The following is a 26310-nucleotide window of genomic DNA, read 5'->3' as shown; positions in this document are numbered from 1 at the left end:
CTCGATCACCGGCCTGCCGGTGATCGAGTAGCAGGCGAGGAACGAGCCGCGTATCGAGATCACCCACGCGAGGCGGTGACGACTACGGCGTGACGCCGTGCGCGACGAGCGCGGCGTACGGGTCGACGGCGCCGCCGCCGCCGGGGTGCACCTCGAGGTGCAGGTGCGGGCCGGTCACGTTGCCGGTCGCACCGGTCAGGCCGATCGCGTCGCCGGGGGCGACCTCCTCGCCGACCGTGACGTGGATGGCGCTCTGGTGGCAGTACCAGAGCTCGGTGCCGTCGACGAGCGTGATGACCGTGCGGTTGCCGTACGAGCCCTCGTAGCCGGCCGACGTGACGGTGCCACCGGCGACCGCGACGATCGGGGTGCCGGACGGACCGGCGAAGTCCAGGCCGGTGTGGCGACCACTGCTCCACAGGCCGCCGCCCTGGCCGAAGCGCGCCGTGAGTCGATAGCCGACGACCGGAAGAACCCACTGGTTCTTGATGATCTCCTCGCCGCGCTTCTCGTTCTGCTTGGCGACACTGGCCTTGTAGTCGGCGATGGCCTTCTGGACCTGCTTGGCCTGCATCGGCTTCTGGACCGCCAGCTCGCGGTCGAAGTTGCGGGACACGTCGGTGGCGTTCGTGGCGTTCGCGCCGACGTAGCTCTTGGCGAGCGCGGCGTCCTGACCGGCGAACACCGATGCCGGCGAGGCGATCGTGAGCGAGCCGATCGCGGCGACGGCGACGGTCGCGACACCAGCGAGCACGGTGGCGCGGCTGCGGGCGCGCGAGGCCCGAGCGGCGCGGACGCGGGCACGGCGGGCGCCGGGCATCCGACCCTCGGGCAGGCTGCCGATCGCGGGGAACACGATCGTGTCCTCGTTCGCGATGGCGTTCGTGAGGAAGTCGTCCCTGGCGGCGACCGGGGTCTCGGCGGCGTCACGACGACGGCCGGCCACCGGCGTGGGCGCCTTGGCGCGTCGACCGGTCGTGTAGGTCTGCGTCGATCCGGGGGAGGTCACGGGCGCGGGGCCGTCGGCCGTCACCGCCTGCATCAGGACCGTGGACTCAGAATCGGCGTCCACGGGACGGGGCGCGCGGCGCGCGCCCACCGTCCGGGGTCCGTCAACCGCATTCGGGGTCGACCGACCGCTCTCGAGGGAGCGATCGTCTTCGGCCATACGGATAATGCCTCCGGGGGGTGGGGGACGGACTTGTCGAGTCTAGGCGAACAGGCGGGGGCCATTCCAAGTCGCCTACATGTCAAACCTGTGTTACTCCAGTGATCACAGACGAAAGTCACGGCCATCCGTCCGCATTCCGAGACGGTGATTCAACTCACGTTTACGCAACCCGTGCCGAACCACCCCTGCGATGGCGGGTAGAGTCGCGAGCGCTTCGGCGACACCGCCCATTCGACGGCGCCTGCCAGGCCCTCAGCGAATCCCAACCCACGAAGGACCTCATTGTGGATCTGATGGAGTACCAGGCGAAGGAGCTCTTCGCCAAGCACAACGTTGCGACGACCCTCGGCACCGTGGTCACCACGGCCGAGGAGGCCAAGGCAGCTGCCGAGCAGCTCGGTGGCGTGACCGTCATCAAGGCGCAGGTCAAGGCCGGCGGCCGCGGCAAGGCCGGCGGTGTCAAGCTGGCCAAGACGCCCGACGAGGCCTTCGAGCACGCGTCGAACATCCTCGGCATGGAGATCAAGGGCCTCACGGTCAACCGCGTGCTCGTCACGCCGGCCACGCCCCCGGTCGAGGAGTACTACTTCTCGTTCCTGCTCGATCGCGCGAACCGCAGCTACCTGTGCATCGCGAGCGTCGAGGGCGGCGTCGAGATCGAGGAGGTCGCCAAGACCAACCCCGAGGCCGTGCGCCAGATCCCCGTGGACGCCGGCACCGGCGTCGACGAGGCGAAGGCCCGCGAGATCGTCGCGGACGCCAAGTTCCCGGCCGAGCTGGCCGACCAGGCGGTCGAGATGATCCAGGCGCTGTGGAAGGTCTTCGTCGAGGAGGACGCCACGCTCGTCGAGGTCAACCCGCTCGCCCGGCTCGAGGGCGACAAGCTCGAGGCGCTCGACGGCAAGGTCTCGCTCGACGAGAACGCCGACTTCCGCCACCCCGACCACGAGCAGTTCGTGGACAACGACGCCACCGACCCGCTCGAGGTCAAGGCCAAGAGCAAGGGCCTGAACTACGTCAAGCTCGACGGCGAGGTCGGCATCATCGGCAACGGCGCGGGACTGGTCATGAGCACGCTCGACGTCGTCGCGTACGCCGGCGAGGCCCACGGCGGCGTCAAGCCGGCGAACTTCCTCGACATCGGCGGCGGCGCCTCGGCGCAGGTCATGGCCGATGGACTCGACGTGATCCTGAACGACTCGCAGGTCAAGAGCGTCTTCGTCAACGTGTTCGGCGGCATCACGTCGTGTGACGCGGTGGCCAACGGCATCAAGGGCGCGCTGGAGATCCTCGGCGACGAGGCCTCCAAGCCGCTCGTCGTGCGCCTCGACGGCAACAAGGTCGACGAAGGCCGCGCGATCCTCAACGAACTGAACCACCCGCTGGTCACGCTCGTCGACACCATGGATGGTGCCGCCGACAAGGCCGCCGAGCTCGCGAACGCATAAGGACGACACATGGCGATCTATCTCAACTCCGATTCCAAGGTCATCGTCCAGGGCATCACCGGCGGCGAGGGCACCAAGCACACGGCACTCATGCTGAAGTCCGGCACGAACGTCGTGGGCGGCGTCAACGCCCGCAAGGCCGGCACGACCGTCACGCACGTCGATGCCGACGGCAACGACGTCGAGCTCCCCGTCTTCGCCTCGGTCGCCGAGGCGATCGAGAAGACCGGTGCCGACGTGTCGGTCGCGTTCGTCCCGCCGGCGTTCACGAAGGACGCCGTCGTCGAGGCGATCGACGCCGAGATCGGGCTGCTCGTGGTCATCACGGAGGGTGTGCCCGTCCAGGACACCGCCGAGTTCTGGGCGTACGCCCAGGGCAAGAAGACCCGCGTCATCGGCCCGAACTGCCCCGGCATCATCAGCCCCGGGCAGGCGCTGGCCGGCATCACGCCGGCGACCATCGCCGGCCCGGGACCGGTCGGTCTCGTGTCCAAGTCGGGCACCCTGACCTACCAGATGATGTTCGAGCTGCGCGACTTCGGCTTCACCACCGCGATCGGCATCGGCGGCGACCCGGTCATCGGCACGACGCACATCGATGCGCTCGAGGCGTTCGAGAACGACCCGGACACCAAGGCGATCGTGATGATCGGCGAGATCGGCGGCGACGCCGAGGAGCGTGCGGCCGAGTACATCAAGGCCCACGTGACCAAGCCGGTCGTCGGCTACGTCGCGGGCTTCACGGCTCCCGAGGGCAAGACGATGGGCCACGCCGGCGCCATCGTCTCGGGCTCGTCGGGCACCGCGCAGGCCAAGAAGGAGGCCCTCGAGGCCGCCGGCGTCAAGGTCGGCAAGACGCCGTCCGAGACCGCCGCCCTGATGCGCGAGATCCTGCAGAACCTCTGACCCACGTCAGCACGAGGCCCCCGCAACCGCTCGGTTGCGGGGGCCTCGTCGTCGGGGCGTAGGTGGGCGGTGAGTCACGTACCTCCGCCGCCCGGGGCGGTGAGCTAGGTACCTCAAACCCGCTCCACAGGTTCGTAAGTCACCGCCCACGCCCGGGGGCGGTGAGTTACGCACCTCAAACCCGCTCCACAGGTTCGTAAGTCACCGCCCACGCCAGCCACCGGTGAGTTACGCACCTCAAACCCGCTCCACAGGTTCGTACGTCACCGCCCACGCCAGCCGACGGCAGCGAGGGGCGGCGGGCGAGGGGGTCACTCCTCGGCGTAGGCGAGGCGTTCGCCGGCGCGCTGCAGGACGGCGTTGAACTCGCTGCCGGAGATCGCGTACTTGCCGGCGGGCGGGAAGAGGACCTGGGTGACGGCGTCGCCGCGGCGGACGATGCCCATCCGGTAGTAGACGTACTCGTCCTTGTCGACCTCGAAGCCGATCCGCCACGAGTTGCCGCGGAACCCGTCGCCGCTGATCTTGGTCTTCTGGTCGACCGTCGTGGGCAGGTCGCCGTCGGGACACGCGTCGACCTTCTTCGAGACGTCGCGGACGAAGTTGTTCACGGCGCGCTCGCTGGTCATCCGGGAGGTGGTCTGGGTGAGCGCGAACTGGTCGGGCAGGACCGTGGCCTCGGGGATCGCGAACACCCGCGACTTGGCGTCGATGAAGCCCTTGCCGGTGAACGAGGCGTTGTCGCACGAGGTGGCGGCCGGGTTCTGCGACGTGACGGGCACCGGGTCGCTCGCGCTCCACACGCTGTCGATCGTGTCGACCGGCGGCAGGTCGACAACGCCGAGGAACTCGGGGTTCTCCGCGGCCGGCGGGGGCAGCGTCTCGACGACGTCGAACTCCTTCGTGCAGTCGCCGCCGGAATCGGCGCACACCCGGCTGATGGAGTCGTTCAGCACGCTGGCGAACACGTTCACGTCGGTGGGCTCGGTGCCCGGCGACTCGTGCACGAGGGTCGAGGTCAGGGCGCCGGACTGGGCGAGCCCGACCGTGATGAAGCGGGCCGGCGACCGGTAGGACTGCAGGCGCAGGATCTGGAAGTCGCCGAAGGGTCGCTCGACCCGATAGGCGTCGACGAGGCGGGTGCGCGGGTGCTCGCACTCGGCGTAGAAGGAGACGAGGCGCTGATATGCCGCCTCGGAGGCCTCCTGCGACCGGGAGACCTCGATCGACTGGGCGACGCGATCGTCGGCGTCGTCGGTGTAGGCGCGGACGAACACCTTCAACGGATCGGGATCGGCGAAGCGCGTCGTCGGACACGTGGCGTACGGCGTCGTGTTCGAGGGGTCGGTGTCCGTGCCCTCGATCGTCCACGTCGCGTCCGGATTGAGCTTCGAGACCGCCTCGACCGTGAGTAGGTCGTCGGTGCCGATGTTGTGCGAGTCCAGCACGATGTCGCGCGACTCGGCGCCGATCTTCTCGCGGTCGGGCAAGGTGCTCTGACGAGCCGTCGCATCGCCGTCGGCCACGAACGCGCCGCCGACCAGGGCCACGACGATCGCGGTGGCGATCAGCAGGATCGTGTTGCGGCGCGCGCCCCGGCTGGCGGTGCGACGCAGGGCGGCGGCGGCCGGCAGGTCGACGCCCGCGGCCGGTCGGGTCAACTCACGCAACCGCACGACGACGTCGTCGATCGTCGTGCCGAGCGCCTCCTCGAGCCGGCTGAACCCGCGCGAGGCCTGCTCGAGCGCGAGCTCGTCGTCGACGCCCACCTCCTGGGCCGCGTCGTCGATGTCGAGATCGGCGATCGTCATGAGGCAGATGAGCCGGCGGGAGTCCTGGTCGAGGTCGGCGAGCGCATCGAGCAGCCGGCCGTCCTGGCCGCGGGCGCGCCGCCGGCGCAGCGGGTGGGTCGTGCGGCTGAGCGCGGTGCCCTTCCACGCCTCGTCGCGCACGAATCGGGCGACGTTGGTCGAGGTGACGCGCGACCACTGGCGCCACGCGTGCTGATAGGCGTCGGCGGTGGCGTCGCGCGCGACCTCGAGGTTGCCGCACTGGGCGTACGTGGTGGCGAGTGTCACCCGCTGGGTCGAGGCGTAGAACGCATCGAACTCGTCGACCCGAGTCATCTTCGGCCACCTCCCTGCGTGCGGACGGTCACGGCGTGTGCTGTCAGGAACCTCACCACATTACCTGTTGGATGGTCAGGTGCCTGAGTCACGTGCTGCCGACCAGTGGCGCCCGGCGATCGTCACCGCCGTCGGATCGGCGGTCGCGTGCGTCGCGCTGGCGGCCCTGGCGGTCTCCACCACCGGGATCGCGGGCTCGACCCTCGACACGATCCGCACGGCCGTCCGGATCTGGCTCGTCGCGGTCGGCGCGACCGTGACCGACGGCGACACGCACCTCGACCTGGTTCCCATCGGCGCCACGATCGTGGTCGTCGCCGTCGTCTTCGTCATCACGCGACTCGCCCTGCGCACACCGATCGTCGACCCCGGCGCGTTCGGAGCCATGACCGGTGGCATCGCCGGCCTCCTGGCCGGCATCTGCTCGGCGCTCACCTCGACCGATGCCCACTCCACGTCCTTCGTGCGTGCGACCTTCGGCGCGTTCGTCGTGGTCGGACTGCCGGCAGCCTTCGGTGCTACGCGTCGCTCCCGGCTGGCGTGGCTCGGCCTCTCCCCGCGGTGGACGCCCGTCGCGAACGGCGCCGCCACGGGCGTCACCGGCCTGCTCGGCGGCGCCACCGTCGTCACCCTCCTGCTGCTCCTCACGCATCTCGAACGGGCAGCCAACCTGTGGGCCACCCTCGACCCCGGCGGCGTCGGCGTGCTCGGGCTGCTGTGCGTCCTGGCGTTCCCGACGCTCGTGCTGTGGACGACCTCCGTGATCCTCGGCCCCGGGTTCACGATCGGACCGGACACGTCCGTCGACCTCGCCGGCAGCGCCCTGGGCGCCGTGCCCGGCTTTCCCCCGCTCGCGGGGCTGCCCGATCCGGGACCGTTCTCGTCGATCGTCGTGCTGCTGCCGCTGATCCCGCTGCTCGCCGGCGTCGCGGCCGGGCTCGTGTCGCATGCCCGCACTCCCGCGGGCGAGCGGACCTGGGCGCGTGCGGCCCTCGACGGTGCCGCCGCGGGAGCCGTCTCGGGCCTCGTCGTCGGGCTGCTGGTCGAGACGGCGCGCGGTGCCATCGGGTCGGGCCTGATGGGCTCGGTGGGCCCTCCCGCCTGGGAGTCCCTGCTCGTCGCGGTGCCGGTCATGGCGGCGGGCGCCGCGCTCGGTGCGACGGCCGCCCACTATCGTTCTGGTCGTGACCGGTCCGCTTCCTGACCCCGCCCGCCTCGTGGTGCTGGTGTCCGGATCCGGCACGAACCTGCAGGCCCTGATCGACGCCGCCGAGGACCCCGCCTACGGCGCGACGATCGTCGCCGTCGGATCCGATCGACCCGACATCGAGGGCCTGCGCCGCGCGGAACGCCACGCGATCCCCACGTTCGTAGACCGGGTCGCCGACCACGCCGACCGTGCCGCCTGGGACGCGTCCCTCGCCGCCGAGGTGGCGTCCCACGAACCCGACCTGGTCGTCCTCGCCGGGTTCATGAAGTTGACGGGACCGGCCTTCCTGGCCCGGTTCGGCGGCCGCACGGTCAACACCCATCCGGCGCTGTCTCCCGCGTTTCCGGGGATGCACGGCCCGCAGGACGCCCTCGAGTACGGCGTCAAGGTCACCGGAGCCACGCTCTTCGTCGTCGACGCGGGCGTCGACACCGGACCGATCGTCGCCCAGGTGACCGTGCCGGTCGAGGACGACGACGACGTCGAGAGTCTCCACGAGCGCATCAAGACCCGCGAGCGCGCCATGCTCGTCGAATGGGTGGGCCGCCTGGCTCGCGAACCGTTCACGATCGACGGCCGCCGCATCCGTTTCGACCCGAAGGATCCGTCATGACTGACACCCGACCCATCAAGCGCGCCCTCGTCTCGGTCTACGACAAGACCGGACTCGCCGAGCTGGCCCAGGCGCTCAACTCCGCCGGCGTCGCGATCGTGTCGACCGGCTCGACCGCGAAGACGATCGAGGACGCCGGCGTCCCCGTCACGCCCGTCGAGGAGCTGACCGGCTTCCCCGAGTGCCTCGACGGCCGGGTCAAGACGCTGCACCCGCGCGTGCACGCCGGAATCCTCGCCGACCTGCGCCTGCCCGACCACGCCCATCAGCTCGAGGAGCTCGGCATCGAGCCGTTCGACCTCGTGGTCGTGAACCTCTATCCCTTCCGCGAGACCGTCGCGTCCGGCGCGACGCCGGACCAGGTCGTCGAGCAGATCGACATCGGCGGCCCGTCGATGGTGCGCGCCGCCGCGAAGAACCATCCCAGCGTCGCGGTCGTGGTCTCCCCCGACGGCTACGGCGAGGTCACCGAGGCGCTCGCCGCCGGCGGGTTCACGCTCGCCCAGCGCAAGCGGCTCGCGGCGCTGGCGTTCGCGCACACCGCCGCCTACGACGTCGCCGTCGCCTCGTGGTTCTCCTCCGTGTACGCCCCGGCCGACGAGGAGCCGTTCCCGGCGTTCGTCGGCGCGACGTGGGACCGCTCGGCGGTGCTGCGCTACGGCGAGAACCCGCACCAGCCGGCCGCGATCTACACCGACGGCACGGGCGGCCTCGCGGGCGCCGAGCAGCTGCACGGCAAGGAGATGTCGTACAACAACTACGTCGACACCGACGCGGCCCGTCGCGCGGCCTACCAGCACGTGGCCCCGGCCGTGGCGATCATCAAGCATGCGAACCCGTGCGGCATCGCCGTCGCCACCGACATCGCGACCGCGCACGCCCGCGCGCACGCCTGCGACCCGGTCTCCGCGTTCGGCGGCGTCATCGCGGCGAACCGCCCCGTCTCGGTCGAGATGGCCCGGCAGGTCGCCGAGGTCTTCACCGAGGTCATCGTCGCGCCCGCCTACGAGGATGGTGCCGTCGAGATCCTGCAGGGCAAGAAGAACATCCGGATCCTCGTGTGCCCCGAGCCCGCCCAAGGCCCGTCGGCCGAGTTCCGCCAGATCAGCGGCGGTCTGCTGATGCAGCGCGCCGACCACGTCGACGCCGAGGGCGACGAGCCGGTCTCGTGGACCCTCGTCGCCGGCGAGCCGGCCGACCCCGACACGTTCGCGAACCTCGTCTTCGCCTGGCGCGCGTGCCGCGCCGTGAAGTCGAACGCGATCCTGCTGGCGAAGGACGGCGCGTCCGTCGGCATCGGCATGGGTCAGGTCAACCGGGTCGACTCGTGCCGCCTCGCGGTCGAGCGGGCCGGAGCCGAGCGGGCCGCGGGCTCCGTCGCGGCGTCGGACGCCTTCTTCCCGTTCTCCGACGGGCCCCAGATCCTCATCGACGCGGGCGTGAAGGCGATCGTGCAGCCGGGTGGCTCGGTGCGCGACGAGGAGACCGTGGCAGCGGCGCAGGCGGCCGGCGTCACGATGTACGTCACGGGGACGCGGCACTTCTTCCACTGAGCGCGCGCTCGCGGGCCGACGCCAGCGTGGCGTCGACGGTCTCGTCGTCGAGCAGGTGCCCGGCGACGAGGTGACGGATCGCGCGGATGACCTTCTGGGCCTCCTCAGCCTCGGTGTGCACACCGGCCGCGCGCCGGATCGCGACACCGCCGATGAGCGACTCGACGTCCTCGGCCAGGCCGTGCGGATCGGGCAGGCCCAGGGCGGTGAAGACCTTCTCGAGCACGTCGACCGAGGCCGTCAGCGCCAGCACGGCCGCATCGCGCAGGTGCGGGTCGCGGGCGGCGCCGAGGATCACGGTCAGCTCGCGCGTCGCCACCGACGCCGGCCGGCGGGCGAAGACGTCGGCGGCCATCTCGACGGCGGTCTTGCCGTCGACCCGGGCCAGCAGGGCCGCCCAGTCGACCGCGGCGAAGCCCTCCATCGCCGCGAGCCACTGGTCGATGTGGTGGTTCAGGGCCTCGCGCAAGAGGTCGTCGATCGTCGCGAAGTAGTAGGTCGTGGTGGCGGCGGGCAGACCGGCCGCGGCGGCGACGGCGCGGTGGGTCACCGCCCGCGATCCGCCCTCGACGAACAGTTCGATCGCAGCGTTCAGCAGCGCGTCCCGCCGCAGCCGACTGCGCTCCTGCGAGAGTTGCGCCCGAGATGCCATGCGCCTGAGTGTAGGTGGGTTCTGCCCGGAGTTCTCGCGGAACGGGCGGCGTGAAAGACTCGCTCCGTGAGCGCCCAGATCCTCGACGGCAAGGCCGTCGCCGCCACGATCAAGTCCGAGCTGCGCGAGCGCGTGACGGCCCTGCGCGAGCGCGGGATCATGCCCGGGCTGGGCACGATCCTCGTCGGTGACGACCCGGCCAGCCAGTGGTACGTCGGCGCCAAGCACAAGGACTGTGCCGAGATCGGCATCGAGTCGATCCGGATCGACCTGCCCGCGAACGCGACGCAGGCCGAGGTCGAGGCGGCCGTCGACCAGCTCAACGCCGACCCGGCCTGCACGCTCTACATCGTGCAGCTGCCGCTGCCCAAGGGCCTCGACGAGAACGCCGTGATCGGCCGGATCGACCCCGCCAAGGACGCCGACGGCCTGCACCCGACGAACCTCGGCTGGCTCGTGCTCGGTGAGCCCGCTCCCCTGCCGTGCACGCCGCGCGGGATGGTCGAGCTGCTGCGCCGCCACGACGTCGAGATCGCCGGCAAGCACGCCGTCGTCGTCGGCCGCGGCATCACGGTCGGCCGCCCGATGGGCCTGCTGCTGACCCGGCGCAGTGAGAACGCGACCGTCACGCTGTGCCACACCGGCACGCAGGACCTCGCCGCGGAGGTGCGCCGCGCCGACATCGTGATCGCCGCCGCCGGCGTGCCCGGCATGATCACCGCCGACATGGTCAAGCCCGGTGCCGCGCTGCTCGACGTCGGCGTGAGCCGCGACGAGGCCGGAAAGATCGTCGGCGACCTCGCTCCCGACGTGTGGGACGTGGCCGGCTGGGTCACCCCCAACCCCGGCGGCGTGGGCCCGATGACCCGCGCGATGCTGCTCAGCAACGTCGTCGACTTCTGCGAGCTGGCGGTCGGGTGACCGGTCTGCCCCGCAGCAACGGGTCCCGGATCTACCTGCTCCACCTGCTGGTGGTGGCGGCCGGACTCGTCGTGATCGTGCTCGGCTGGTGGCGCACCGGCGTCGTCGTGATCGGCGCCTCGTTCATCCTCGCCGCGGTGGCCCGCACGATGGTCCCGCCCGAGCACACCGGCATGCTCCGCGTCCGCGGCAAGGCGTTCGACGTCGCGTGGATGGGCTTCCTGGGCATCTCGCTCGTCGTCCTCGCGCTGCTCGTTCCGGCGATCGACTGACTCACCCACACGGCAAAGAGCCGCCCGGGGATCCCGGGCGGCCCTTGCGGTGTGAGGTCGGCTCAGATGAGGCCGAGCTCGGTCACGGCGTCGCGCTCCTCGGCGAGCTCGGCGACCGAGGCGTCGATCCGCGCCCGGCTGAACTCGTCGATCTCGAGGCCCTGGACGATCTCCCAGTCCCCGTTCTTGGTCGTGACCGGGAACGAGCTGATGATGCCCTCGGGCACACCGTAGGAGCCGTCGGAGGCCACGGCCATCGAGACCCAGTCGCCCTCGGCCGAACCGGTCAGCCAGTCGCGGGCGGCGTCGATCGTGGCCGAGGCGGCGGAGGCGGCGGACGAGGCGCCGCGCGCCTCGATGATCGCGGCACCGCGCTTGGCGACCGTCGGGATGAAGTCGCTCTCGATCCAGGCCTGGTCGTTGACGACCTCGGCGGCGTTGCGGCCGCCGATCTCGGCGTGGAACACGTCGGGGTACTGGGTGGCCGAGTGGTTGCCCCAGATCGTCATCTTCGAGATCTCCGACACCGCGACGCCGGCCTTCGCGGCGAGCTGGCTGATCGCGCGGTTGTGGTCGAGGCGGGTCAGCGCGCTGAAGCGCTCGTTCGGGATGTCCGGCGCGTTCTTCGACGCGATGAGCGCGTTCGTGTTGGCCGGGTTGCCGGTGACGCCGATGCGGATGTCGTCGGCCGCGACCGCGTTGAGGGCCTTGCCCTGCGCGGTGAAGATCGCGCCGTTGGCCTCGAGCAGGTCGCCGCGCTCCATGCCCTTCGTGCGCGGGCGCGCGCCGACGAGCAGGGCCAGGTTGGCGCCGTCGAAGATGTGGTTCGGGTCGTCACCGATCTCGACCGAGTCGAGCGTGGAGAACGCGCAGTCGTCCAGCTCCATGACGACGCCCTCGAGTGCCTTCAGCGCAGGCGTGATCTCGAGCAGTCGCAGCTGGATCGGGGTGTCCGGGCCGAGCAGCGCGCCGCTGGCGAGACGGAAGAGAAGGCTGTAGCCGATCTGACCGGCGGCGCCGGTGACGGCCACCTTGACGGGGGAGGTGCTCACGTCGATGTGCTCCTTGTGTGGGGTGTCTTCAACAAGGTAGCGCAGCGCAAATCGCGAGCGAGCACCGCCTGTCAGTCGCCGTCGTCGACCTCGTTGTCCAGTGAGATCCAGTCGCTCGAGGTCTGCACGGTCGTCGTCCCGGCCTTCGTGATGTGCAGCGAGCCGTCGACCCCGTGCAGGGCGTACCGCGTCCCGTCGTGCGTGCCGACGAAGGCGTCCTGCTGCCACGCGTACGTGCCGTCCATGTCGATCGGGTCCTGCCCCGTCGGCTCGACCACGACACGGAAGTCGTCGCCGACCGCGGTCCTGCCGCACACGGACGTCTTCGCGCCCGTGGTCGTGGACTTGTAGAGGATCACCGGGTAGTCGCCGCCGCAGGCCAGGCCCAGGCCCGCGGTCTTCTGCTCGACCTTCGTCGCGGCCACCTGGCCGCAGTCGGGCAGCAGGCTGTCGTTCTGCTCGCCGCTCTCGTTGAAGCGCGTGGTCGCGTCCTCGCACGTGGGCGTCGCGGTGGCGGTCGGCGTCGTCGCCTCGGTGGTCGGGGTCGTCGACGGCGCCGCGGTGGTGGGGGTCGTCGACGGCGTGGCCGAGGTGGCCGGGGTCGCCGCGCGGTCGTCATCGGACCCGCCCGCGAAGAGCAGGAAGTAGCCGAAGGCCCCGAGCGTGACCACGGCGGCCAGCGTCACCGCCACGAGGCGGACAGGTCCCCAGTTCACCGCTTCAGCCTAACGACCGGACCCGAGCGCGTCGGCCCGCGCCGCCAGCAGGGCGCGTTCGCGTTCGTTCGTCGCGAGGCCGGCCGCGCGACGGAACTCGGCCGCGGCCTCGTCATGGCGGCCGAGCTGGGCGAGAAGGTCACCGCGCACGCTCGGCAGCAGGTGGTAGGTCGCGAGCGCCGGTGCCGCCATGAGGTCGTCGGCGACGGCGAGTCCGGCCTCGGGTCCGCGCGCCCGCGCGAGCGCGACGGCGCGGTTGAGCTCGACGACGACCGAGTCGGTCGCCCGGGCGAGCCGCTCGTAGAGTCCTGCGACGCGCTCCCAGTCGGTGTCGTCGACCGAGCGCGCGCGGGCGTGCTCGGCGGCGATCGCGGCCTGCAGGACGTACGGTCCCGAGCCACCGAGCCGCACGGCCACGTCGAGCGCGGCGGTCCCCCGCGCGATCGCGTGGGCGTCCCAACGGCTGCGGTCCTGATCGGCGAGCAGCACGGGCGCACCCTCCGCGTCCACGCGGGCCTCGAGCCGCGAGGACTGCAGCTCGACGAGCGCGAGCAGGCCGTGCGCCTCGCTCTCGGCGGGCACGACCGAGGCCAGGATCGCCGCGAGCCGGACAGCCTCGCGGCACACGTCGGGCCGGGTCCAGTCCGTGCCCTCGGTCGCGACGTACCCCTCGTTGAACAGCAGGTAGATCGCGGCCATCACGGAGGCGAGCCGCTCGACGCGCTCGGCGCCCGCCGGCTCCTCGATCGTGGCCCGGGAGTCGGCGAGCGTGCGCTTGGCGCGCGAGATGCGCGACGCGACCGTCGACTCCGAGGCGAGGAGCGCGCGGGCGATCTCGCGCGTGCTGAGCCCCGACACGAGGCGCAGGGTCAGCGCAGTGCGGCTGTCCGGGGTGAGCGCGGGGTGGCAGCACGTGAACATGAGCCGCAGGACGTCGTCGCGCACGTGCTCGTCGGCGAGGGCGGCGTCGAACTCGGCCTCGTACGACTCGCGGACCCCGGCGGCGGCCTCGGCGTACGCCCGGACCTGCCGCTCGCCCGCCCGGAACTGGTCGATCGCGCGCCGCTTCGCCGCCGTCATGAGCCAGGCTCCCGGGTTGTCGGGCACGCCGGTCCTCGGCCACGCCTCGAGCGCCTGTGCGAGCGCCTCCTGCGCGAGATCCTCCGCGCGGTCGACGCTGCGCGTGATCCGCAGCAGCGCGCCGAGCAGGCGTGGCGACTCCTGCCGCCACGCCTGCTCCACCGCCTCGTTCGGGTCCATCGTCAGGCCGGCGGCGCCTCGAAGAGGGCGCGGATCTCGACCCAGCCCTCCCAGCCCGGCCAGGCGTCGCGGTGCACCTGCAGGAAGGCCTCCGACTTCGCGACCGCGGCGGCGAGGTCGGGGACGTCGTAGACGGCGTAGCCGCCGACGAGCTCCCTCGCCTCGACGAACGGGCCGTCCGTCGTCGTGACGGAGCCGCCGGAGAGCGTGACGATCGCGCCACCGTGCTCGATCGGCATGAGGCCGCCGGTCTCGACGAGGCTGCCGTCGGCGGTCGTCGACGCCTGCAGTCCGCCGATCGCGGCGAACAGCTCCATCGGCGGCTCGGGGCTGGGTCGGTGGGTCTCGTGGACCATGGTCATGAACTTCATCTCGGTGCTCCTGTCTCGGGTTCGATCGTGGTGGGTTGCGGGTGGGCTCGGCAAGGGTCAGCGCCGCACGAGGGCGCGCAGCCGGGCGTCGCGCGGCCACGCACCGGCCCACACGAGGACGGCGGTGGCGATCGCGAAGCCGGAGTTGGCGAGCGGCTGCTCGGCGACGAGGTTCACGGCGACGGCGCCGCCGAGGTAGGCGGTGATCAGGACCGTGCCCATCGCGCGGGTGGCGGGCACGAGGTAGGCCACGAGCAGGGTCGCGAGGACCGCGCCGCAGATCACGATGACGTGCTCGGGGATCCCGAGCTCGGCGCTCGCCTCGCGCACCTGCTCGACGCGCAACAGGTGGGTCGCGGCGTCGAAGCCGAGGAACGCCGTGACGAGTCCGGTCACGGCGACGCCGGCCCGGTGGGCGGTCGTGCCGAACGCCTCGGGACGCGAGGTGGTGACGGTGGTGGGGTCGATGGTGGTCATGTCGGTCTCCGTTCAGGGATGGAACGTGCTCTCATCCCTACGTCGACCGGCGCCGACCGTTCTCGACATCGCCTCGCGAACTTTCTTCACGGACGACGCGAGCTCACTCCCATTCGATCGTGCCCGGCGGCTTGCTCGTGACGTCGAGGACGACGCGGTTGACCTCGTCGACCTCGTTCGTGATGCGGGTGGAGATCCGCTCGAGCACCTCGTACGGCACGCGGCTCCAGTCCGCGGTCATCGCGTCCTCGCTCGAGACCGGGCGCAGCACGATCGGGTGGCCGTACGTGCGGCCGTCACCCTGGACGCCGACCGAGCGGACGTCGGCCAGCAGGACGACCGGGAACTGCCAGATCGTCGAGTCCAGTCCGGCCGCCGTGGTCTCCTCGCGGACGATCGCGTCGGCGCGGCGCAGGATCGCGAGGCGGTCACGCGAGACGGCGCCGACGATGCGGATCGCGAGGCCGGGACCCGGGAACGGGTGCCGCGCGACGATGGCCTCGGGGATACCCAGCTGGCGACCGACCTCGCGGACCTCGTCCTTGAACAGCGTCCGCAGCGGCTCGATCAGGCTGAAGTCGAGGTCCTCGGGCAGCCCGCCCACGTTGTGGTGGCTCTTGATGTTGGCCGCACCTTCTCCGCCGCCGGACTCGACGACGTCGGGGTACAGCGTGCCCTGCACGAGGAACTTCACGGGCTCACCCGGCGTGGCCATGATCTCGCGCTCGGCGGCCTCGAACGTGCGGATGAACTCGCGGCCGATGATCTTGCGCTTCGTCTCCGGATCCGTGACGCCGTCGAGGAAGCCCAGGAACGTCTCGCTCGCGTCGACGACCTTGAGGTTGACGCCCGTGGCGGCGACGTAGTCGCGCTCGACCTGCTCGGCCTCGCCCTCGCGGAGCAGCCCGTGGTCGACGAAGACCGCCGTCAGCTGCTCGCCGATCGCGCGCTGGACGAGCGCCGTGGAGACCGCCGAGTCGACGCCTCCGGACAGCGCCGAGATGACGCGCGCGCCGCCGACCTGCTCACGGATGAGGGCGACCTGCTCCTCGACGATGTTGGCGCTGGTCCACGTGGGGGTGCAGCCGGCGATGTCGAACAGGAAGTGCTCGAGGATCTGCTGGCCGTGCTCGGAGTGCAGCACCTCGGGGTGCCACTGCACGCCGGCCAGACCGCGCTCGACGTGCTCGAACGCGGCGACCGTCGCCCGCGGGCTGCGGGCACTGAGCGTGAAGCCCTCGGGCTGGCGCACGACCTCGTCGCCGTGCGACATCCAGCTGGTGAGGGTGTCGGGCAGGCCCGCCAGCAGCGTGCCCGGCTCGAGCACCGAGACGGACGTGCGGCCGTACTCGCGCTGGCCCGTGCGGGCGACCTCGCCGCCGAGGGCCTGGGCCATCGCCATGAAGCCGTAGCAGATGCCGAAGACGGGGGTCCCGGACTCGACCAGACCGGGCGAGAGCTGAGGCGCCCCCGGCTCGTACACCGACGCCGGACCACCGGACAGGATCACGGCCTTCGGTCGCTTGGCCAGGATCTCCTCGGCCGTCGCCGTGTGCGGGACGATCTCGGAGTAGACCTTCGCCTCGCGCACGCGGCGCGCGATCAACTGGGCGTACTGGGCGCCGAAGTCGACCACGAGGACGGTGTCGTGCAAGGTCTCGGCAACGGTTTCGGGGGTCTCGGAGGCCACGGCGCAATCCTAGGGTGCGGCCCCGCAGAGCGAACCGAGGCCGCTGGCAGTGACGTTCGAGGGGTGAAATCGGCGGAATCACCCCTCGAACGTCACTGCCAGCGCCCCAGGTGGGTCAGGTCTGCTGGCGGATCTCGCCGACGAGCTCCTCGAGGACGTCCTCGAGCATGACGACGCCGATGATCGTGCCGGTCTCGTCGGCGACCCGGGCCATGTGCGAGCCCTTCGCCTGCATCGTGCGCAGCGCGTCGTACAGCCCGCTCGTGACGGCGATCGTGCTCAACGGCCGCAGCCACTTGTCGGCGATCGGCCGGACCCGGTTCGAGTCATCGGTCTCCAGCACGTCCTTGATGTGCAGGTAGCCCGTGAACTCCCCGTCGGGGCCCGCGACCGGGAACCGCGAGAAGCCCGTCCGCGCGCACGCGTCCTCGACCTCGACGGAGGTGGAGCCCTGCGCGATCGTCACGAGCCCGTCGCGCGGCAGCAGCACCTGCGCGACGGTGCCCTCGTGGAAGTCGAGCGCGCCCGTCACGAGGCCGTACTCGTCCTCGTCGAGCAGGCCCTCACGGCGCGACTCCTCGACGAGTCCGGCGACCTCGTCGTGCGTGAACGTCGACGCGACCTCGTCCTTCGGCTCGATGCCCATGAGCCGGACGGCGCCGTTGGCCGTCGCGTTGAGCGCGACGACGACCGGCTTGAGCACCGCGATCACCGCGAGCATGAACGGACCGAGGATCAAGGTGGCTCGGTCGGGGGCAGCGAGTGCGAGGTTCTTGGGCACCATCTCGCCGTACACGACGTGCAGGAACACCACGAACGACAGCGCGATCGCGAACGAGACCGGGTGCACGAGCGCGTCCGGCAGGTCGAACGACTCGAACAGCGGCTCGAGCAGGTGGGCGATCGCGGGCTCGCTGATGGCACCCAGGCCCAGCGAGCAGATCGTGATGCCCAACTGGGCCGCGGCCATCGCCAGCGTGACGTTCTCCATCGCCTTGAGCGCGAGCTTGGCACTGCGCTTGCCGGCCTGGGCCTCGGGCTCGAGCTGCGTCCGGCGGGCCGAGATCAACGCGAACTCGGCGGCCACGAACAGCGCGTTCAGCAGCAGCAGGACGACCGTGAGGCCGAGCGCCGGCCACCCACTCATCGCTCGTCCTCCTTCGAGGCGGCCGGGTCGACGGTGAGCGCCACCCGGTCGATGCGACGGCCCTCGAGGCGTTCGACCGTGAGGTGCACGGTCAGCGGCTCGGCGTCGTCCTCGTCGTCGTCGGGGGTCGAGTCGACCCGCAGCGTGACGACGTCGCCGCGCACCGCGAGCCGGCCGAGCCGCTCCAGGACGAGTCCGGCGATCGTCTCGTAGTCCTCGCTCTCGGGCAGGCCGATGCCGGTCTGCTCCAACACCTCGTCGGGGCGCAGCAGGCCCGACAGCGACCACGTGCCGTCACGGCGGTGACGGCTGCGGTCGGCGACGCGATCGTGCTCGTCGGCGATGTCACCGACGATCTCCTCGACGAGGTCCTCGAGCGTCACGATGCCGTCGGTGCCCCCGTATTCGTCGACGACGACCGCCAGCTGGTTGTTCTGCTCGCGCAGCAGCACGAGCAGCGGGTCGAGCTCGAGCGTGTCGGGGACCGTGGCGGCCGGCTCGGCGATCTCGGAAAGTCGCACCGAGCGGCGTCGGTCCGGCGCGACCGCGACGGCCTGCTTGACGTGGACGACGCCGACGACGTCGTCGGGCGAGCGGCCCACGACGGGGAACTTCGAGTGCCCCGTCTGCCGTGCGGCCTCGATGACGTCGAGCGCCGTGTCGCGCTCCTCGAGGAAGTGCACCCGCACGCGGGGCGTCCGCACGTCGGCCGCGGTCCGGTCGCCGAACGCGATCGAGCGAGCGACCAGGTCGGCGGTCTCGTCGTCGATCGCACCCTCGGACGCCGACCTCAGCACGAGCGACCGCAGCTCGAGCGGGGAGCGCGCCGAGCGCAGCTCCTCCTGCGGCTCGACGCCGAGCCACTCCAGCGTGCGGTTCGCCATCGCGTTGAGGCCGCGGATCGGCCAGGCCATGGCCTTCGTGAAGGCGCGCTGCGGCAGCTGCGTGACCGCCGCGGTCCGCTGCGGCAGCGCGAGCGCGAGGTTCTTGGGGATCAACTCGCCGACGAGCATCGTGACGAAGGTGCTGAGCAGCAGGGCGATGGCGTACGAGGCCGCGCTCAGCCCACCGCCGGACAGTCCGAGATCGGTGAGCGGGTCGTGCAGCAGGGCGCCGATCGCCGGCTCGGCCAGGAAGCCGATCGCCAGGTTCGTGATCGTGATCCCGAGCTGAGCGCCACTGAGCTGCGTCGAGAGGCTGCGCAGGGCCTTGAGGGTGCCCTGGGCACCACGGTCACCGGCCTCGGCCGCGCGGTCGATCGTGGCCCGGTCGACCGTGACGAACGAGAACTCCGCGGCGACGAACACACCGCACGCGAGCATGAGCAGGAAAGACGTGAACAGCAGTAGCCATTCGGTCACTGTGGTGTGGTCCTCGATTCGGGAACGTGGGACGGCCAACACTACCGTTGGGCGACCAAAGGTAGGCTTCTCTCCGTGCCCACGTACCAGTACCGCTGTCTCGCATGCGGCGAGGAGCTCGAGGCCAAGCAGAGCTTCTCCGACGCCGCGCTGACCGATTGCCCCTCGTGCGGCGGTGAGCTGCGCAAGGTGTTCGGCGCCGCGGGCGTGGTGTTCAAGGGCTCGGGCTTCTACCGCAACGACAGCCGTTCGACGTCCTCGACGTCGACCTCCGGCTCGTCCTCGACCTCGACATCCTCGTCGAGCTCGTCCTCGACCGGCTCCTCGACCAGCTCGTCGGGCTCCGCCGGCACCGGCGCCGCCTGAGACCTGTGGACGACGGGCTCCCGGCCCGTCGATCCTGCCTAGCCTGCGTCCATGGAACAGGCTCTGCGGTTCGTCCTCACCCATCGCCGCCTGATCGCGGCCGGCCTCGTGGGCCTGTCGGTGTGGGCGGGACTGACGGCACTCGACCGCTCCCCCGCCACCCGCACGGTGCTCGTCGCCGCGCACGACCTGGCGAGCGGCGCGAACGTGCGAGCCACGGACGTGCAGACCCGGCGGCTGCCCGCGTCCGCCGTGCCGGACGGCACCGTCACCGCGGCCGACGTGACCGGCAGGTCCCTCTCGGGTGCGATGCGGGCGGGCGAGGTGTTCACCGACCGCCGGGTCGTCGACCCGCGCGACCTCGATGACGGACGGGTGCTCGCGGTCGTCGAGGTCGCGGCCGCCACGGGCGAGCTGCTCCGTGCGGGTGACGCGGTCGACGTGCTCGCGGTCGGCGACGACGGCGCCGCCCGGACGGTCGTCGAGGGCGTCGAGCTGGTGACCGTGCGCACCGACGACTCGCGCGACGCGGCGGTGCTGGGCCTGGCCACGGCGCCGGACGCCGCCGCGGAGCTGGCCCGGGTGTCGGTCACCTCACGCCTCAACGCGGTCGTCACGACTCGGCGGTAACCACGGAGTTGGCCTAGGGTCGAGCCGACAGAACCCCTTCCCCGTGAGGAGTGCCCATGCTTCAGGGCTTCAAGGACTTCCTGTTCCGCGGCAACATCGTCGACCTGGCGGTGGCCGTCGTCATCGGCACGGCGTTCACCGCGCTCGTCGCCACGTTCACCGGTGCGGTCATCGAGCCGATCATCAACGCGCTCGGCGGTGCGAGCGTGGACGGTCTGTCGGTCCAGCTCGTCGACGGCAACGAGAAGACCGTCGTCGACTTCGCGGCGGTCATCAACGCGATCATCACCTTCGTCATCACCGCGGCGGTCGTCTACTTCGTCTTCGTGCTGCCGTCGAAGTCGCTCATGGAGCGACTGGCGAAGGGCGAGGAGGAGGAGCCGGCGGGTCCCAGCGAGGACATCCTGCTGTTGCGCGAGATCCGCGACGCCCTCGGCGGCAGCTCCGCCGAGCGGGGCCCGGACACTCCCGGAGCCACGCCGACCGCCTGAGTCATTCTCCGCCGTGGTGCGGGGGCACGTTCCGGCGCAGCTCGTCGTCGCGGGACGTGCCGCCGCGCTCGTCGCCCCACCCCTCGGGTGACTCGTCGCGCGTCGTCTCGGGCAGGAGGTCGCCGAGCAGCCGGGCCGCGCGTTCGCGCCGCGCCCGCTCGCGCCGCGCCCGTTCCCGGCGGGCGTCGTCGGTCTCGGGCTCCGGTTCAGTCGACACGGAACCACTCGGGGGTCAGGACCGGATGCGCGGGCTTCCAGCCCGTCCGGTCGGTGAACAGCTGGGACGTGACGCGCTGCGAGCGCGCCAGCAGCTCGAGCTTGTCGGCCGTGATGCTGAACAGCCAGCGCCGGAAGAACCGGCCCTCGCTGTTCCCGGCGGCCCGGGCGATCGCGTCGACGTACTCGCGGCGGGTCAGCGGCTCGGCTCCGACGTTGTAGGCGCCACCGGGAGCCTCCAGCGCGGCGACGGCCGACGTGCCCACGTCGTCCGGGTGGATGACGTGCATCCAGGAGTCGGGCAGGCCGAGTCCGATCCGGCGGCGGTGCCGCGCGCGGCGCACGAGGAACTGCGAGTTGGGGTCGTTCCCGCTGATCAGGCCGTAGCGCAGGCACACCGCGGTGCCGCCGGCCTGCTCGACGAGTCGCGCGTGCTGCTCGGCGACCGTGAGCGGCTCGGTGACCATCGTGACGTCGATCGGCGTCGTCTCGTCGATCCACTCGTCGCCGCGGGCGACGTAGATGAAGCTCAGGCTCTGCTGGACGATTCGGCCGACCCCGGAGTCGATCGCCGCCTCGGCGACGAGCTGCGAGCCGACCGTGCGGATGCGGTTGACCCGCGTGAGCGAGCCGGGGAGCATCGCGCGCAGGCCCACCGGCACATGGGTCGCGAAGTTGACGACGGCGTCGCAGCCGTCCATCGCCCGCAGCAGGCTCGCGCGGTCGAGGACGTCTCCGTGCACCGCCTCGGCCCCGGCGGCCTCGACGACGCGCGCCGCGGACGAGGACCGGACGAGTCCGACGACCTCGTGCCCGGCGCTCTGCAGGGCGGGGATCGTGGCCCGTCCCATCACGCCGTTGGCGCCGGTCAGCAGGATCCGCACCGGTTCAGTCTAGGTGCGCGCCGCGAATCGCGGTCCCGGTCGTCGGAGCCATCCTCGCGTGGCCCGGAGGTGCCCGTTCCTCGCTCGAACGGCATGGGAAGATGATCCGGTGCGCCCCCGTAGCTCAGGGGATAGAGCGATGGTTTCCTAAACCACAGGTCGGAGGTTCGAATCCTCTCGGGGGCACGACTGGTCTGACCCGGAGCGACGAGGTGATGAGCATGGGCCGATTGGTGTACCTCACGAACACGTCCCTCGACGGCTTCATCGAGGACGAGCACGGCGACTTCAACTGGACCGATCCCGACGACGAGGTGTTCGCCTTCACGACGGACCTCATCCGGTCCGTCGACACCCATCTCTACGGGCGGCGCCTCTACGAGCTGATGGCCGTCTGGGAGACCGACCCCGCGTACGCCGAGGCCTCCGACCTGATGGCCGACTTCGCCCGTACCTGGCAGGACTCCGACAAGGTCGTCTACTCCACGACCCTGCCCTCACCGTCGACCGCCCGGACCACGGTGCAGGCCAGCTTCGACCCCGAGGCGATCCGCGAGCTGAAGGCCGCGACCACGGGCGATCTCGTCGTGGGCGGCGCCGACGTCGCCGGGCAGGCCCTGGCGGCGGGCCTCGTGGACGAGGTCCAGCTGCTCGTCCGACCCGTCCTGATCGGTGCGGGGAAGCCTGCCTTCGCCGGTGGCACCCGGGTGAACCTCGACCTCCTCGACGAGCGACGGTTCGCCGGCGGCACCGTGTTCCTGCGCCATCGCGTCGTCAGCTGAGGCTGCCGAGCGGCAGCACGAGCGGGGCACCGGAGACGGGATCGGGCACGACCCGGCAGGGCAGGTCGAAGACCTTGGCGACGACGTCCTCGGTGATGACCTCGGCCGGCGGGCCCTCAGCCACGATCGAGCCGTCGCGCATCGCGACGATCCGTGAGGCGTAGCGCGCGGCCTGGTTGAGGTCGTGCAGCACCACGACGACCGTCCGGCCCTGGCGGTGCAGCCGCGACAGGAGCTCCATCAGCTCGATCTGGTGGGCGATGTCGAGGAACGTCGTGGGCTCGTCGAGCAGCAGCAGCGGCGTCTCCTGGGCCAGCACCATCGCGATCCAGACGCGTTGCCGCTGGCCGCCGGAGAGCTCCTCGACGAGTCGCGAGGCGAGGTCGTCGACGCCGGTGGTCTCCATCGCCTCGCGTACCGCCGCCTCGTCCTCGCGCGACCACTGCCGGAAGGCCGACTGGTGCGGGAACCGGCCCCGGCCGACGAGGTCCATCACGGTGATCCCGTCCGGGGCGATCGCCGTCTGCGGCAGCAGGCCGAGCCGGCGCGCCACCGTCCTGGACGACTGGGTCCACACGTCGGAGCCGTCGAGCAGCACGGTTCCCTCGATCGGCCTGAGCAGCCGCGCCAAGGCCCTCAACATCGTGGACTTGCCGCACGCATTGGGGCCGATGACGGCGACGAACTCGCCCTCGGCGATCTCGAGGTCGAGGGCGCGGCCGACCACCGCACCGTGGTAGCCGTACGTGAGCCCGCAGGCGGTGAGCGTCATCGGACGTCCTTTCGTGACTGGACGATGAGGATCCAGATCAGGTAGCTGCCACCGAGCACCACCGTGACCAGGCCGACGGGCAGGATCACCGGGAACGCGTTCAGCGCGACCATGTCGCACGCCAGCAGCAGCGCCGAGCCCATCGCCGCGGAGGCCAGCAGGGGCAGTCCTGCGGACCGGGTCAGCCGGCGGGCCAACTGCGGGGCCGACAGGGCGACGAAGGCGATCGGTCCGGCGGTGGCGGTAACGACGGCACTGAGTCCGACGCCGCACACGACCGCCGTCAGTCGGGTCGTCTCGACCCGGACCCCGAACGCGCGAGCGCCGTCGTCGCCGATCTCGAGCGCCTTCAGGCGACGGGCGACCCACAGGATCGGCAGCGTCAGCACGACGATCGCCACTCCCGCACGGCGCGCGTCGCTCCAGTCCAGCCCGTTGAGGCTGCCGGCTCCCCAGATCGCGGCCATCTGCGCGGTCCACAGGTCCGCCTTGAGGATCAGCCACGCGTTGACCGATCCGAGCATCGCCGTGACGGCGATGCCCACGACGATGAGCCGGAACCCGCGGACGCCCTGCCGGTAGGCCAACAGGTAGACGACGAGCGCCGTGGCGATCCCGCCGACGAGGGCCCCGGCGATCGCGTAGGACGTCGAGCCCGCCGCGACGATCGTCACGATGGCGCCCGTGTAGGCGCCGGCGTCGAAGCCGATGACGTCGGGGCTGCCGAGCGGGTTGCGCGTGAGCGACTGGAAGACGGCTCCGGAGAGCCCGAGCGCCGCGCCGAAGACCAGGGCGATCACGATGCGCGGCAGCCGCCACCGGGTCACGACCGTCTCGAAGACGGGGTCGGCCCGGCCGGCCAGGGTGCGCACGACGTCGACGACCGAGACCCGGATCTCCCCCAGCCCCAGCGCGACCAGCGCGAGCAGCACCGCCACCGTCACCAGCACGACGGTGACGAGGGCCGGTCGGACGCCCACGCGGGCCGAGAGCCGCCCGACCCGGACGACGAGGGCGCTCACAGTCCACTCACCCGTCGACGGCGGACGAGCGCGATCAGGACGGGCGCGCCGATGAAGGCCGTGACGAGCCCGGCGGGGATCTCCTCCGGCGAGACCACGAGGCGGCCCACGATGTCGGCCGCGACCATCAGGACCGGACCGAGCAGGCAGCTGTACGCGAGGATCCAGCGCTGGTCCGGGCCCGTGAACCAGCGGGCGACGTGCGGCACCATCATGCCGACGAACCAGACGACGCCGACCGCCGCCGTCGCCGCGCCGCACAGGATCGTGACGGCGACGACGACGAGGTCGCGGGTCAGCCGCCGGTTGCTGCCGAGCGAGGAGGCGAGGTCGTCGCCGAGCGATTCGGCGTTGAGGCCTCGGCCGGCGATCGCGGCCACGACCAGGCCCGCCACGAGGAACGGGGCGACCAGCAGGACCGTGCCCCACCCGCGGCCGTCGAGGTCTCCGGCGGCCCACGACCGACCCGCCATGAGCGCGCCGAGGTCGAGGATCTCCATCGTCGTGGTGAGACCCGACAGGACGGCCGACATCGCGACGCCCGCCAGCACGAGGGTCAGCGGCGAGCTGCCGCGTCCGCCGGCGGTGCCGATCAGGTAGACCGCCACGGTCGTGACGACAGCCCCGACGAACGACGCCCACACGAGGGTGAAGCGGTCTGCTCCGGGCCACGCGAGGGAGGCGGCGACGATCGCGAACGCCGCCCCGGCGCTCACCCCGAACAGGCCGGGATCGGCGAGCGGGTTGCGGGTCTGGCCCTGCATGAGCGCGCCGGCCGCGGCGAGGGCCATCCCGAAGAGGACGCCCAGCACGGTGCGCGGCAGCCGCTGCTGCGTGACGACGATGTGCGCGTCCCCGTTGTCGCGCCACAACGCGGTCACCGTGTCACCGAGCGGGAACATGCGCGAGCCGAGCAGGACCCCCAGGACGCAGACGACCACGAGTGCCGCGCCGACGACCAGCAGCCCGAGCCGGCGGCGGCGACGACGCACGGAGGACGAGTCCTCCCACGTCGCCTCCTGGGTCAGGATCCCGGTCAACCCGCGAGCGCCTTCTCCACGACGTCGAGGAAGGCGAGTTGGCCGCTGGGCGAGCCGTACGTCATCTCCATCTCGTAGGTCACGATGTGGTCGTCCCGGACGAACGCGAGGTCCCGCCACAGCGCGTTCTTGGCGGCCGCGGCCATCACGGCGTCGTACTCCTTCTGACCGGTCTCCCCCAGACCCTTCGTCGTGAAGGCGTAGTCCACGTCGGACAGCTGCCCGATCTGCTCGCCGCTGAGCGCCTCGCCCTGACGGTCGTTCTTCAGCGCGGTCTCGGCGATCGTCAGGCCCAGGTCCTCGAAGACCTCGCACTCGACACCGGAGTAGCAGCCCGTGTTCGCCTTGCCCTCCCAGAAGCCGACCGGGGCGACGGTGATGCCGGCGGTCTCGCCGATCGCGGCCTTGACCTCGGCGACGCGCTCGTCGTAGAGGTCCCTCCACTCGCGGTAGTACTGCTCGCGCCCGAGCGCCTTCGCGGTCTGCTCGAAGTGCTTCTGCCAGCTGCTGCCGTCGAACGCGTCGACGCTGTAGGTCGCGGCGATGTCGGGCAGCCGCTTGACGACCTTCGCGTCGTAGCCCAGGCCGTTGAGGATGAGGTCGGGCTGGGCGCCAAGGATGCTCTCGTAGTCGTAGTCGGGATAGTTCGCGAACGTCGCCGTCTCCCCGAGCTGGTCGTACGGGAAGAAGCACGGGAATGTCGTGTAGCCGGAGTCGCCGCGGATCGGCTGCTCGGCGGCCAGCGGGTAGCGCAGCCAGACCAGCATGTCGACGTCCGTCGTGTACATGCCGAGCGCCGCCTTCGGCGCGACCGGCAGCTCGACGTCGCCGAACTGGGTCGCCACGGTGTGCGTCCCGGAGCCCTCCGACACGGGCTGCAGGTCGGGGAACTGCGGGATCGTCGTGCCCTCGCACTGCTCGGAGAAGAGCGTCTCCTGCTGCTGGCCGTCACCGGCGGACGCGGCGGTGTCGGAGCTGCTGCACGCGGTGGTCACGGCGGTCGCGGCGAGCAGTGCGGCGGCGAGTCGGACGCGATGGAGTCGCACGGGAGGGCCTTTCGTCGGCGGCGAGGTTAGGTGAGGCTGTACTAACAACACGGCACTGTAGCGGAAGGTGCTCGGCCCCGGCATGTGACGTCCGTCCCATCGCAGTCCCCCGGAT

Annotated in this window: 28 protein-coding genes and 1 tRNA gene; 12 read left to right on the top strand and 17 right to left on the bottom strand. The window is 71.3% G+C overall.

Translation table 11 applies throughout. From position 1 onward, the window contains the following. Nucleotides 1–82: 82 nt before the first annotated feature. Entirely contained in the window at nt 83–1042 is a 960-nt protein-coding gene (locus ACT26F_RS16075) for a M23 family metallopeptidase (RefSeq protein WP_471671557.1), read from the bottom strand. Nucleotides 1043–1455: 413 nt separating this feature from the next. Here ACT26F_RS16075 and sucC point away from each other — a divergent pair, with 413 nt between their 5' ends. After that, entirely contained in the window at nt 1456–2619 is a 1164-nt protein-coding gene (gene sucC / locus ACT26F_RS16070) for an ADP-forming succinate--CoA ligase subunit beta (RefSeq protein ID WP_471671556.1), read from the top strand. Nucleotides 2620–2628: 9 nt separating this feature from the next. Beyond that, nucleotides 2629–3525 carry a succinate--CoA ligase subunit alpha gene (sucD, locus tag ACT26F_RS16065; protein ID WP_471671555.1) on the top strand — a complete coding sequence of 299 codons (897 nt, stop codon included), beginning with the start codon at nt 2629–2631 and terminating at the stop codon, nt 3523–3525. A 311-nt stretch (nt 3526–3836) separates the two neighbouring features. Here the strand turns inward: sucD and ACT26F_RS16060 are convergent, their stop codons facing one another. Further along, entirely contained in the window at nt 3837–5651 is a 1815-nt protein-coding gene (locus tag ACT26F_RS16060) for a SigE family RNA polymerase sigma factor (protein WP_471671554.1), read from the bottom strand. A 79-nt stretch (nt 5652–5730) separates the two neighbouring features. On the opposite strand from ACT26F_RS16060, the gene ACT26F_RS16055 reads away from it, so the two are divergent. Genes ACT26F_RS16055 through purH form a run of 3 tightly spaced genes read left to right on the top strand, consistent with a single transcriptional unit; the run spans nt 5731 to nt 9027 of the window. Then, a complete protein-coding gene (locus ACT26F_RS16055) occupies nt 5731–6855 on the top strand; it encodes a cell division protein PerM (protein WP_471671553.1) in 1125 nt (374 codons plus the stop codon). Further along, the gene (gene purN, locus ACT26F_RS16050) at nt 6836–7474 is read left to right on the top strand and encodes a phosphoribosylglycinamide formyltransferase (RefSeq protein ID WP_471671552.1); all 639 of its coding nucleotides are present in this window, start codon (nt 6836–6838) and stop codon (nt 7472–7474) included. The genes ACT26F_RS16055 and purN overlap by 20 nt, the downstream gene beginning before the upstream one ends. Beyond that, a complete protein-coding gene (purH, locus tag ACT26F_RS16045; RefSeq protein ID WP_471671551.1) occupies nt 7471–9027 on the top strand; it encodes a bifunctional phosphoribosylaminoimidazolecarboxamide formyltransferase/IMP cyclohydrolase in 1557 nt (518 codons plus the stop codon). The genes purN and purH overlap by 4 nt, the downstream gene beginning before the upstream one ends. Here the strand turns inward: purH and ACT26F_RS16040 are convergent. After that, nucleotides 8999–9679, bottom strand: coding sequence for a TetR/AcrR family transcriptional regulator (locus ACT26F_RS16040; protein ID WP_471671550.1), 681 nt, complete (start codon nt 9677–9679; stop codon nt 8999–9001). The two genes, purH and ACT26F_RS16040, sit on opposite strands and share 29 nt — an antisense overlap. 66 nt (nt 9680–9745) lie before the next feature. On the opposite strand from ACT26F_RS16040, the gene ACT26F_RS16035 reads away from it, so the two are divergent. Beyond that, on the top strand, nt 9746–10600 hold the full coding sequence (locus ACT26F_RS16035; RefSeq protein ID WP_471671549.1) for a bifunctional methylenetetrahydrofolate dehydrogenase/methenyltetrahydrofolate cyclohydrolase: 855 nt from the start codon (nt 9746–9748) through the stop codon (nt 10598–10600). Continuing rightward, complete coding sequence (locus ACT26F_RS16030) at nt 10597–10872, top strand: DUF3017 domain-containing protein (protein WP_471671548.1); 276 nt, start codon at nt 10597–10599, stop codon at nt 10870–10872. Before ACT26F_RS16035 ends, ACT26F_RS16030 begins: the two co-directional genes overlap by 4 nt. 62 nt (nt 10873–10934) lie before the next feature. Here ACT26F_RS16030 and ACT26F_RS16025 read toward each other — a convergent pair whose 3' ends face one another. From ACT26F_RS16025 to ACT26F_RS15990, 8 genes are all read right to left on the bottom strand, one after another. Further along, nucleotides 10935–11924 carry a malate dehydrogenase gene (locus tag ACT26F_RS16025; protein WP_471671547.1) on the bottom strand — a complete coding sequence of 330 codons (990 nt, stop codon included), beginning with the start codon at nt 11922–11924 and terminating at the stop codon, nt 10935–10937. A gap of 71 nt (nt 11925–11995) precedes the next feature. Then, nucleotides 11996–12640 carry a hypothetical protein gene (locus tag ACT26F_RS16020; RefSeq protein ID WP_471671546.1) on the bottom strand — a complete coding sequence of 215 codons (645 nt, stop codon included), beginning with the start codon at nt 12638–12640 and terminating at the stop codon, nt 11996–11998. Between the two features lie 9 nt (nt 12641–12649). After that, nucleotides 12650–13900, bottom strand: coding sequence for an RNA polymerase sigma factor (locus tag ACT26F_RS16015; RefSeq protein ID WP_471671545.1), 1251 nt, complete (start codon nt 13898–13900; stop codon nt 12650–12652). Nucleotides 13901–13902: 2 nt separating this feature from the next. Further along, on the bottom strand, nt 13903–14271 hold the full coding sequence (locus ACT26F_RS16010; RefSeq protein ID WP_471671544.1) for a YciI family protein: 369 nt from the start codon (nt 14269–14271) through the stop codon (nt 13903–13905). Nucleotides 14272–14328: 57 nt separating this feature from the next. After that, nucleotides 14329–14748: a DoxX family protein gene (locus tag ACT26F_RS16005; RefSeq protein ID WP_471671543.1), complete on the bottom strand. Its 420-nt coding sequence runs from the start codon at nt 14746–14748 to the stop codon at nt 14329–14331. A gap of 103 nt (nt 14749–14851) precedes the next feature. Next, the gene (gene guaA, locus ACT26F_RS16000) at nt 14852–16438 is read right to left on the bottom strand and encodes a glutamine-hydrolyzing GMP synthase (RefSeq protein ID WP_471671542.1); all 1587 of its coding nucleotides are present in this window, start codon (nt 16436–16438) and stop codon (nt 14852–14854) included. Between the two features lie 115 nt (nt 16439–16553). Beyond that, complete coding sequence (locus ACT26F_RS15995; protein WP_471671541.1) at nt 16554–17585, bottom strand: hemolysin family protein; 1032 nt, start codon at nt 17583–17585, stop codon at nt 16554–16556. Continuing rightward, a complete protein-coding gene (locus ACT26F_RS15990) occupies nt 17582–18946 on the bottom strand; it encodes a hemolysin family protein (protein ID WP_471671540.1) in 1365 nt (454 codons plus the stop codon). The genes ACT26F_RS15995 and ACT26F_RS15990 overlap by 4 nt, the downstream gene beginning before the upstream one ends. 75 nt (nt 18947–19021) lie before the next feature. Between ACT26F_RS15990 and ACT26F_RS15985 the strand changes: the two genes are divergently transcribed. From ACT26F_RS15985 to mscL, 3 genes are read left to right on the top strand one after another with little or no spacing between them, the layout of a single operon-like run. Beyond that, entirely contained in the window at nt 19022–19312 is a 291-nt protein-coding gene (locus tag ACT26F_RS15985) for an FmdB family zinc ribbon protein (RefSeq protein WP_471671539.1), read from the top strand. Between the two features lie 51 nt (nt 19313–19363). Beyond that, nucleotides 19364–19942: an SAF domain-containing protein gene (locus ACT26F_RS15980; RefSeq protein WP_471671538.1), complete on the top strand. Its 579-nt coding sequence runs from the start codon at nt 19364–19366 to the stop codon at nt 19940–19942. 56 nt (nt 19943–19998) lie between these two features. Next, nucleotides 19999–20433, top strand: a complete 435-nt coding sequence (mscL, locus tag ACT26F_RS15975; protein WP_471671537.1) for a large conductance mechanosensitive channel protein MscL — start codon at nt 19999–20001, stop codon at nt 20431–20433. Nucleotide 20434: 1 nt separating this feature from the next. Here the strand turns inward: mscL and ACT26F_RS15970 are convergent, their stop codons facing one another. Together ACT26F_RS15970 and ACT26F_RS15965 are read right to left on the bottom strand one after the other, a co-directional pair. Beyond that, nucleotides 20435–20650 carry a hypothetical protein gene (locus ACT26F_RS15970; protein WP_471671536.1) on the bottom strand — a complete coding sequence of 72 codons (216 nt, stop codon included), beginning with the start codon at nt 20648–20650 and terminating at the stop codon, nt 20435–20437. Next, on the bottom strand, nt 20640–21533 hold the full coding sequence (locus ACT26F_RS15965) for an NAD-dependent epimerase/dehydratase family protein (RefSeq protein ID WP_471671535.1): 894 nt from the start codon (nt 21531–21533) through the stop codon (nt 20640–20642). Before ACT26F_RS15965 ends, ACT26F_RS15970 begins: the two co-directional genes overlap by 11 nt. 113 nt (nt 21534–21646) lie before the next feature. Here ACT26F_RS15965 and ACT26F_RS15960 point away from each other — a divergent pair. Both ACT26F_RS15960 and ACT26F_RS15955 read left to right on the top strand, forming a co-directional pair. Beyond that, nucleotides 21647–21719 (top strand) — tRNA-Arg (locus ACT26F_RS15960). A gap of 35 nt (nt 21720–21754) precedes the next feature. Beyond that, a complete protein-coding gene (locus ACT26F_RS15955) occupies nt 21755–22315 on the top strand; it encodes a dihydrofolate reductase family protein (RefSeq protein WP_471671534.1) in 561 nt (186 codons plus the stop codon). On the opposite strand, the gene ACT26F_RS15950 is transcribed toward ACT26F_RS15955, so the two are convergent. From ACT26F_RS15950 to ACT26F_RS15935, 4 genes are read right to left on the bottom strand one after another with little or no spacing between them, the layout of a single operon-like run. Beyond that, a complete protein-coding gene (locus ACT26F_RS15950; RefSeq protein WP_471671533.1) occupies nt 22308–23087 on the bottom strand; it encodes an ABC transporter ATP-binding protein in 780 nt (259 codons plus the stop codon). The two genes, ACT26F_RS15955 and ACT26F_RS15950, sit on opposite strands and share 8 nt — an antisense overlap. Continuing rightward, a complete protein-coding gene (locus ACT26F_RS15945) occupies nt 23084–24109 on the bottom strand; it encodes a FecCD family ABC transporter permease (protein WP_471671532.1) in 1026 nt (341 codons plus the stop codon). Before ACT26F_RS15945 ends, ACT26F_RS15950 begins: the two co-directional genes overlap by 4 nt. Further along, nucleotides 24106–25149, bottom strand: a complete 1044-nt coding sequence (locus tag ACT26F_RS15940) for a FecCD family ABC transporter permease (RefSeq protein WP_471671531.1) — start codon at nt 25147–25149, stop codon at nt 24106–24108. Before ACT26F_RS15940 ends, ACT26F_RS15945 begins: the two co-directional genes overlap by 4 nt. Then, entirely contained in the window at nt 25146–26195 is a 1050-nt protein-coding gene (locus ACT26F_RS15935; protein ID WP_471671530.1) for an ABC transporter substrate-binding protein, read from the bottom strand. The genes ACT26F_RS15940 and ACT26F_RS15935 overlap by 4 nt, the downstream gene beginning before the upstream one ends. Nucleotides 26196–26310 lie beyond the last annotated feature (115 nt).

The organism is Aeromicrobium sp. SP1 (assembly GCF_055663785.1).
The sequence above is the reverse complement of the archived record's forward strand: the minus strand, read 5'-3'. Positions and strand labels throughout refer to the sequence as shown.